Annotated in this window: 10 protein-coding genes; 6 read left to right on the top strand and 4 right to left on the bottom strand. The window is 35.1% G+C overall.

Annotation, left to right across the window (positions count from 1 at the left end):
- Window positions 1–13: 13 nt before the first annotated feature.
- Together RHOW815_RS05775 and RHOW815_RS05780 are read right to left on the bottom strand one after the other, a co-directional pair.
- Window positions 14–430 (bottom strand): hypothetical protein, encoded by a 417-nt coding sequence (locus RHOW815_RS05775; RefSeq protein ID WP_215217383.1) that lies wholly within the window; start codon window positions 428–430, stop codon window positions 14–16.
- Window positions 431–583: 153 nt separating this feature from the next.
- Window positions 584–766, bottom strand: a complete 183-nt coding sequence (locus RHOW815_RS05780; protein ID WP_215217384.1) for a hypothetical protein — start codon at window positions 764–766, stop codon at window positions 584–586.
- Between the two features lie 209 nt (window positions 767–975).
- Between RHOW815_RS05780 and cyoA the strand changes: the two genes are divergently transcribed.
- The 5 genes from cyoA to cyoE are packed head-to-tail and all read left to right on the top strand — an operon-like array spanning window position 976 to window position 5,532.
- Entirely contained in the window at window positions 976–1,845 is an 870-nt protein-coding gene (gene cyoA / locus RHOW815_RS05785) for a ubiquinol oxidase subunit II (protein WP_215217385.1), read from the top strand.
- A 1-nt stretch (window position 1,846) separates the two neighbouring features.
- On the top strand, window positions 1,847–3,802 hold the full coding sequence (gene cyoB / locus RHOW815_RS05790) for a cytochrome o ubiquinol oxidase subunit I (protein WP_320412344.1): 1,956 nt from the start codon (window positions 1,847–1,849) through the stop codon (window positions 3,800–3,802).
- Window positions 3,787–4,356, top strand: a complete 570-nt coding sequence (cyoC, locus tag RHOW815_RS05795; RefSeq protein WP_215217386.1) for a cytochrome o ubiquinol oxidase subunit III — start codon at window positions 3,787–3,789, stop codon at window positions 4,354–4,356. Before cyoB ends, cyoC begins: the two co-directional genes overlap by 16 nt.
- Complete coding sequence (cyoD, locus tag RHOW815_RS05800) at window positions 4,353–4,664, top strand: cytochrome o ubiquinol oxidase subunit IV (protein ID WP_215217387.1); 312 nt, start codon at window positions 4,353–4,355, stop codon at window positions 4,662–4,664. Before cyoC ends, cyoD begins: the two co-directional genes overlap by 4 nt.
- Before the next feature lie 19 nt (window positions 4,665–4,683).
- Window positions 4,684–5,532, top strand: a complete 849-nt coding sequence (gene cyoE / locus RHOW815_RS05805) for a heme o synthase (protein ID WP_245397490.1) — start codon at window positions 4,684–4,686, stop codon at window positions 5,530–5,532.
- Window positions 5,533–5,537: 5 nt separating this feature from the next.
- Here cyoE and RHOW815_RS05810 read toward each other — a convergent pair whose 3' ends face one another.
- Both RHOW815_RS05810 and RHOW815_RS05815 read right to left on the bottom strand, forming a co-directional pair.
- Window positions 5,538–6,026, bottom strand: a complete 489-nt coding sequence (locus RHOW815_RS05810; protein ID WP_215217388.1) for a Dps family protein — start codon at window positions 6,024–6,026, stop codon at window positions 5,538–5,540.
- Window positions 6,027–6,039: 13 nt separating this feature from the next.
- A complete protein-coding gene (locus tag RHOW815_RS05815; RefSeq protein ID WP_215217389.1) occupies window positions 6,040–6,840 on the bottom strand; it encodes a hypothetical protein in 801 nt (266 codons plus the stop codon).
- A gap of 214 nt (window positions 6,841–7,054) precedes the next feature.
- On the opposite strand from RHOW815_RS05815, the gene RHOW815_RS05820 reads away from it, so the two are divergent.
- Window positions 7,055–7,429 carry an HAD hydrolase-like protein gene (locus tag RHOW815_RS05820; RefSeq protein WP_256439918.1) on the top strand — a complete coding sequence of 125 codons (375 nt, stop codon included), beginning with the start codon at window positions 7,055–7,057 and terminating at the stop codon, window positions 7,427–7,429.
- Window positions 7,430–7,568 lie beyond the last annotated feature (139 nt).

Here is a 7,568-nt window from a genome sequence, read left to right on the forward strand (position 1 = left end):
ATCTACAAACATGCTATGCTCGGGTGCACAATAGATGTTTTTTCAAGTATTTATATGTTCTTTTTTGTGCACTTCGAGGTTGAAAGGGCCACCTATATTGGCCAATATTATAAATCATTATCATCATCAGAGCTTCTATTCTTTTGGGTAATTTAAGAAAAATAAAATCGGCCATAAACCAAAGATCTTTTAAAAAACGAAATCCTCCCTCCACATTCTGCCGTTTTTTATATTCCTCTAGTATTTGTTTATCTTTATAGCCTTCTAAATCCAATTCATTAGTAGCCAAAATAAATCTTCCCTTCTTATTCAAAATATTGTTAATTGTTTCTTGATTTCTTCTAAACGATGTTTCCATTTTATAGCCAACTATGACCTTTTCAGCCCCATTTTTTGGTTTGCCTCGACCTAGATACTTACTAATAGACATTACTTGTGCCTCTTTCTAACCACTTCAAAAGCTTTAACAGCATCTTCCTCAAAATAAAATTCCGATTTTCAAAATGCCACAGAACTTGCTTTAGCTTCTTCTCTTCTTTTTCTATTCCCGTATAGTTCAAATTTAGTAAGGCTTCTTTTCCGTCTAACGTCTTATCGTATCGTCATCTAGGAGTAAAGCATGTGTTACTTGTAGGTATGTCCAATCTTCATCTAGCAATAAAATAGATTTGATTCTATCGCATAGCCTTTTATCCCGTTCATGGCGATGACGAGCCTTGAGGATGTCTTTTTGGTTTCTTGTGATAAAGTTCGCTTCAGGTTGCATAGAGCTAAGATTCACAACTCAATCAATGAGAAAAATTCCATAAATTTAGTATTTGAAAAGTCTTTTTTCTAATGCATTTCAGTATAATATCCTCGGCAGTAAGATCAAGATATCTTTTAATGCAATTTCTATCATTTTTTATCCTAGACAACGCTAAGTATTTTATGTAAAACATAGAAATTATTTTATAGTTTTAGGATCTTAAAAAAATGAAAAAGAAATATAGAGCCTTATTTTTCATTTTACTTTCTTTAGCTGTAATAATTCTATCGCTGGTGTATTTAAGCGGTATTGATATTGCTGTACTGAACCCTAAGGGAATGATTGCAGTAAAAGAACGCGACTTGTTTATCAAGATTACCTTGATCATGCTTATTGTGGTTATCCCTGTTTTTATCCTTACTTGGGTTATTTCTTGGAAATATAGAGAGGGGAATCAAGCTAAATATACACCGGATTGGGATAAACACTTATTATCTGAATCTATCTGGTGGGGTCTTCCTTGTGCCATTGTTCTAGCAATGGCGATACTGGTTTGGAAAAGTACTCATGAGTTAGATCCGTTCAAACCCCTTGAATCGGATAAGAAACCCCTTAGAATACAAGTAGTTGCTCTGCAGTGGAAATGGTTATTTATTTATCCAGAACAGGGGATTGCAACTATTAATTTCTTACAATTTCCAGAAAAAACCCCGATTAACTTTGAAATAACCTCAGATGCTCCCATGAATTCTTTTTGGATTCCAGAGCTAGGTGGTCAGATTTATGCAATGCCAGGGATGAAAACCAAACTACACCTTATAGCTAATGAAAAAGGTAATTTTAGAGGTTCATCAGCTAATTTAAGTGGAAGGGGTTTTGTGGGAATGACATTTATTGCTAAAGCCAGTTCTCTAGCTGATTTCTATCAATGGGTGGATTCATTAAGCGAATCCTCCAATTTTCTTAATTTAGCAGAGTATATCAGGTTAGCAGAGCCTAGTGAAAATGATCCTGCGACTTCTTATGTGCTAGAAAAGCAAGATTTATACGATTGGATTGTTAGGAAATATACGATGCCAATGACGAGGATGGATTGATATGTTTGGAAAATTAACTTGGGATGCTTTTCGTCAGGACCCTATTGAAATCGCAGCAGGAATCTCGATGATTCTTGGTTTGATGATTGTTCTAGGGCTTTTATGGTACTTTAAGCGATTTAGGTGGCTTTGGACGCAGTATTTAACCTCACTTGATCCCAAAAAAATTGGAGTGATGTACATTGTTGTCGTCTTTGTCATGTTACTAAAAGCGGTATTTGATGCTGGTATGATACGCTTACAACAGATTCTTTCTGTTAGTGATGCTCATGGTTATTTATCATCGCCTCATTTTCAGCAGGTTTTTACAGCTCATGGCACGACTATGATTTTCTTTGTGGGTATGGGTCTTGTATTTGGGATTTTAAATCTCATTGTGCCCTTGCAAATTGGCGCGCGTGATGTGGCTTTTCCTTTTTTAAACTCTCTAAGTTTTTATTTATTTTCTGTAGGAGCAGTTCTTCTTCTTTTATCTCTCATTATTGGTAAATTTTCCGGAACTGGTTGGGTAGCATATCCTCCGCTTTCAGGTCTTAAATACAATTCTGGAGTAGGGGTGGATTACTGGATATGGAGCGTGCAGATTGCAGGTATTGGTAGCTTGCTTTCAGGTATTAACTTTCTTGTTACTATTTTAAAAATGCGTTGTCCAGGAATGACTTTAATGAAAATGCCATTATTTGTTTGGAGTGCTTTATGTACGATGACTTTGGTTATTTTTGCTTTTCCAATCTTAACAGCAACTATTGGAATGCTCTCTTTAGATAGACTATTGCACATGCATTTTTTTACTGCTGATTTTGGAGGTAATCCCATGATGTACATCAACCTCATTTGGGCATGGGGTCATCCAGAGGTGTATATTTTGATTTTGCCTGCTTTTGGGATTTTTTCAGAAGTAGTTGCTACTTTTTCACAAAAGCGATTATTCGGTTACGATTCGATGGTATGGGCCCTTGTTGCCATTACTTTGTTATCTTTTCTTGTTTGGTTGCATCACTTCTTTACTATGGGATCCGGAGCTAATGTGAATGCTTTTTTTGGCATTATGACAATGCTTATCGCTATCCCTACAGGTGTAAAAATTTTTAACTGGTTATTTACCATGTTTAGAGGTCGAGTGTATTTTACAACCCCCATGCTCTGGTTTTTAGGTTTTGTATTTATCTTTACTACAGGTGGTATGACAGGTATTTTGCTATCAGCTGCACCGGTAGATTTTCAAGTACACAATAGCTTATTTTTAATTGCACATTTCCATTCTATGGTAATTGGTGGGGTTTTATTCGGTTTTTTAGCAGGTATTACCTACTGGTTTCCTAAGTTTATGGGTTTTAAGCTTCATGAAGGTTTAGGTAAATATGCCTTTTGGTGTTGGTTCATTGGTTTTTTATTAGCTTTCATGCCCTTATACGTTTTGGGGCTGATGGGAGCTAGCAGACGTCTGGATCACTATGAAGCATCTACAGGATGGCAGCCTTTATTTATAGTTGCAGCTATTGGGGTCACTATGATCATCTGCGGCATTGGAATTCAGATCTTGCAGATACTTGTAAGCGTTAAACAACGCAAAGCAAATAGAGACCTTACAGGGGATCCATGGAATGGTAGAACGCTAGAATGGTCCACTTCTTCACCACCACCGTTTTATAATTTTGCTATTCTTCCCGAAGTCCATAAAAGAGATTCTTTTTGGTCTATGAAACACGCCAAAGTAGCAGAAAAACCACACTATAAAGACATTCATATGCCCAAAAACACCCCGATGGGGCTATTTATTGGTGGATTTAGCTTCATTTTAGGGTTTGCTTTGATCTGGCATATTATCTGGCTGGGTATAATTGGGTTTATTGGAGTAATTGCCTGTATTGTTATTCGCATGTTTGATAATGATACCGATTATTATGTACTGGCTACTGAAATAGAGAAAATAGAGGCGAGATGCAAGAATCTATAAACCAAGAAAACACTGTCTTTGGATTTTGGGTCTATCTAATGACAGATTGTATTTTATTTGCAACGCTTTTTGCAACGTATGCAGTACTACGCAATAATATATATGGTGGGCCTTCTGGGTATGAGTTATTTTCCCTCCCGTTTACTTTAAGCGAAACCCTTATTCTGCTAACTAGTAGCTTTACTTGTGGACTTGCTATGTTAGCAGCACAGGTTAAGGATAGAAAAAAAGTACTTATTTGGTTAGGGATTTCTTTTTTATTAGGCATCGCTTTTTTAACAATGGAACTAAAGGAATTTACTCACTTGGTTCATGAAGGAAATAGCTGGCAGAGAAGTGGATTTTTATCTGCTTTTTTTACGCTTGTTGCAACGCATGGATTGCATATTACAGCTGGCTTATTATGGATGATTTTTGTTGTAGTGCAACTTTTACGTAAAGGGATTATTTGCGTTACTTTTAAAAGACTTACCTGTTTGAGCATGTTCTGGCACTTTTTAGATGTCGTATGGATTTTTATATTTACTATTGTGTACCTAATGGGAGCTGTATGAATCAAGAAACTGGAGCTTTTAAATCGTATCTGACGGGATTCTTTCTATCTATTTTATTAACTTTAGCGGCTTATTTTTTGGTAGTAGAGCACGTATTCAGCAGTAGAGTTTTAATTTCTATTATTATTGGTTTAGGTATTGTACAGATGTTCATTCAATTGCTCTTTTTTTTACACTTAGGACAAGAACCTAAGCCTTATTGGAACTCTCAGCTTTTTCTCTTTATGATAACGATCCTTGTAATTTTAGTAATTGGATCGCTCTGGATTATGGAAAATTTAAGGTATAATGTGATGCCAAATATGTAAGAGGGGATAAAAGAAATACATGATTAAAACTTATTTTATGCTTACTAAACCTGGAATTATATTTGGTAATGCAATAACTGCATTAGGTGGTTTTATTCTTGCATCGAAAGCACAGATTGATCCTTGGTTATTTTTAGCAACTCTTATGGGTTTATCGCTGCTTATTGCGTCGGCTTGCGTCTTTAATAATTATATTGATCGCAATATAGATAAAATGATGGAAAGAACTAAAAATCGAGCTCTAGCAAGGGGAATAATTTCTCTACAAAAGGCCATTATATTTGCCATTTTTCTCGGGTTGTTTGGCATCTTGCTTTTAATGCTATACACCAATCTTTTAACGACAATCATTGCGCTAACTGGTTTTTTTATTTATGTAATTTTGTATAGCTTATCAAAACACCGTTCTTCTTATGCAACCGCTATAGGAAGTATTTCAGGAGGTATACCGCCGGTTGTTGGTTATTGTGCTGTAGTTGATCGTTTTGATATGGGAGCTTTTCTACTATTTATGATCGTAGCTCTTTGGCAAATGCCGCATTTTTTTGCAATTGCTATGTATCGACTCGATGATTATGTTGCTGCATCAATCCCGGTCTTACCTGTTAAAAGGGGTATCTATATTACCAAGGTGCATATGCTGCTTTATATCATGGCCTTTCTTATCCCTGTATGTATGCTGATGCTATGGGGTTATACAGGATATGCATATTTGATAGTTATGGGGTTAATCGGTATTAGTTGGCTTTTATTGTGTATAAAAGGCTTTAAAAATACTAATGATAAGCTCTTTGGACGTCAAATGTTTCGTTTTTCAATTGTAGTCATTATGATGCTGTGCATCATGATCTCTATTAGCATAGCGTAAGGGTTCTATGCTTGGATTTCAAAAAGAAACCAAGTTCTTCTTTCTGTTTCATCTATGAATACCTCTAAGATACTAGCTGTTGCAACGTCGTTGTGTTCTGCGCAAATTTGATGTGTAGACCGCATATGAGCTGCATAGTTTTTGTTATCGTGCATGAGATGTTGAATCATTTTTTTTGGCTCTAGTATAATTTCATCATCTTTAATTTTTTGTAAGCGGCTAATATCATTTATCGAGCATATTGTTGTCCCACCTAGCTTGCGAACGCGTTCTGCTAAAACATCAATCATCGCAAAAATTTGTTCTGCTTGCTCATCGAATAAAAGATGATAATCGCGAAAATGGCTACCTGACATATGCCAATGGAAACTTTTTGTTTTTACATATAAAGCAAAAGCATCGGCAACTAAGGGATTAATGCTTTTACAGATTTCTTGGAGACCTTTTAAGTCATTTGGGGTGGCTAACTTTGTGGGTATTGTCTTTTTATTCATTTTTTAACTCCTTTTATTCTTTAACATAATACTTTGGATCATCAGCACGTCCATTCATATGATAAAAGAAACAGCCATCCTCTAGATCCCCATATAAGTACGTACCAAATTTTAAATGGATTGCATGTACTTCATCTAAACTTTTATTTAACAGAAATTTTTTAAAATTTTTATGAACATAGTCTTCCATATAGTTGTTTTTACACATGGGCATAATAAAATGATGATAATAGTCCACGCGTGCTATATGGGCATGATCAGACCATCCATAAATTCTTGTTAAAGGAATTAAACTGTTTCCTTCAATATAATTATCTGCAGGGCCAAAGCAAGAACTTTGCATATCTCCTGTAAGAGAAGAATGGAATTTACCGCTAAAATGAATCCATTTGATGTTCTTATTCATAAGCATAGAGCTTAAGCAAGCATTAAGATGGAATTTTTTTGTAAAACACATATCGTGTTGGTGAATGAAAACAAAAGGGGTTGTTACGTGTTTTAAAGCTAGGCGAATAGTGCCGGAGAGTTGGACCCATTCTTCACAAAATAGCAATTTTGTATTGGCAAAAATTGGGTCGGTCTTCTGAAGATCTTTAATTTTTTTCTTATATAAATCATATTTGGAACTGCGATCTTTAAATCCAGGTGCTACCCCATCAAAAACAATGATTTTTTTACTCTTTGCAAGGGTGAGATTTATGAATAAACTTGCCTGGGCAAGATAGAGATGTTCATCTGAGGGGACCGTACAAATGGGATGAGTAGTTGTAATGACTGTAATAAGTTCTGCAGCTTTATGATCATCTAAGAGCATATCTATACCAATACTTTTTATTATTCCATATCTAAATTGTATTAAAGAATCAACAGCTCTAGTCCAAGATGGACAAAATAATAATTAACTGTTACAAAATAAGAACTATGTATAAAGAAACAACTTCATTATGCCCTTCCATTAAAATGATCCTATTTGATCATGATGATACCTTGGTTGGTACTCTTAAAGCAAAATTGGCACACATAAGTACATTGCGCAAACGTTCTATGGTAAAAAACTTAAAAATGAGGAACTACGGATTCATTGGGGCAAGCCTTTGACTTTATTACTTAAGCTGCTATATGAGACAGATCACGTCAACATAGCTATGTCTTATAATATAGCTACGCGGAGTAAATTCCCTAAAACTCTATTTAAAGATACAATAAGTACTTTGAGCACTCTGCATAGTTTAGGAAAAAAGTTAGGTCTTATAACTGCCACTACTCGCTCTAGTCTAGAGTATGACTTGAAAACATACGGGGTTCAAGTCAACGAATTGAAACTTGTCGTTAATCCTATATTTTTCTATGCGATTGAATCGGAACCACTATATACGCAAAAAAACACGTCCACGAATAGTTGATCTATACTAGTTTGATTTCAAATTAAGAATTGCATAACTATTTTTTTTGAAAAAACTGCTCTATTTTGCAAGAAGATGTTATCTTTTGTATAAAAATGTTTATACACTCAAACTCTTAATTTGAATGCAAATAAGTATA

It is taken from the genome of Candidatus Rhabdochlamydia sp. W815, assembly GCF_018642185.1.
Lineage (GTDB): Bacteria > Chlamydiota > Chlamydiia > Chlamydiales > Rhabdochlamydiaceae > Rhabdochlamydia > Rhabdochlamydia oedothoracis.

Coding starts and splice junctions, on each gene's coding strand:
- cyoC (WP_215217386.1), top strand. CDS start 3,787: ATGCAAGAATCTATAAACCAAGAAAACACTGTCTTTGGATTTTGGGTC.
- RHOW815_RS05780 (WP_215217384.1), bottom strand. CDS start 766: ATGCAACCTGAAGCGAACTTTATCACAAGAAACCAAAAAGACATCCTC.
- cyoA (WP_215217385.1), top strand. CDS start 976: ATGAAAAAGAAATATAGAGCCTTATTTTTCATTTTACTTTCTTTAGCT.
- cyoB (WP_320412344.1), top strand. CDS start 1,847: ATGTTTGGAAAATTAACTTGGGATGCTTTTCGTCAGGACCCTATTGAA.
- RHOW815_RS05815 (WP_215217389.1), bottom strand. CDS start 6,840: ATGCTCTTAGATGATCATAAAGCTGCAGAACTTATTACAGTCATTACA.
- cyoE (WP_245397490.1), top strand. CDS start 4,684: ATGATTAAAACTTATTTTATGCTTACTAAACCTGGAATTATATTTGGT.
- RHOW815_RS05810 (WP_215217388.1), bottom strand. CDS start 6,026: ATGAATAAAAAGACAATACCCACAAAGTTAGCCACCCCAAATGACTTA.
- cyoD (WP_215217387.1), top strand. CDS start 4,353: ATGAATCAAGAAACTGGAGCTTTTAAATCGTATCTGACGGGATTCTTT.
- RHOW815_RS05775 (WP_215217383.1), bottom strand. CDS start 430: ATGTCTATTAGTAAGTATCTAGGTCGAGGCAAACCAAAAAATGGGGCT.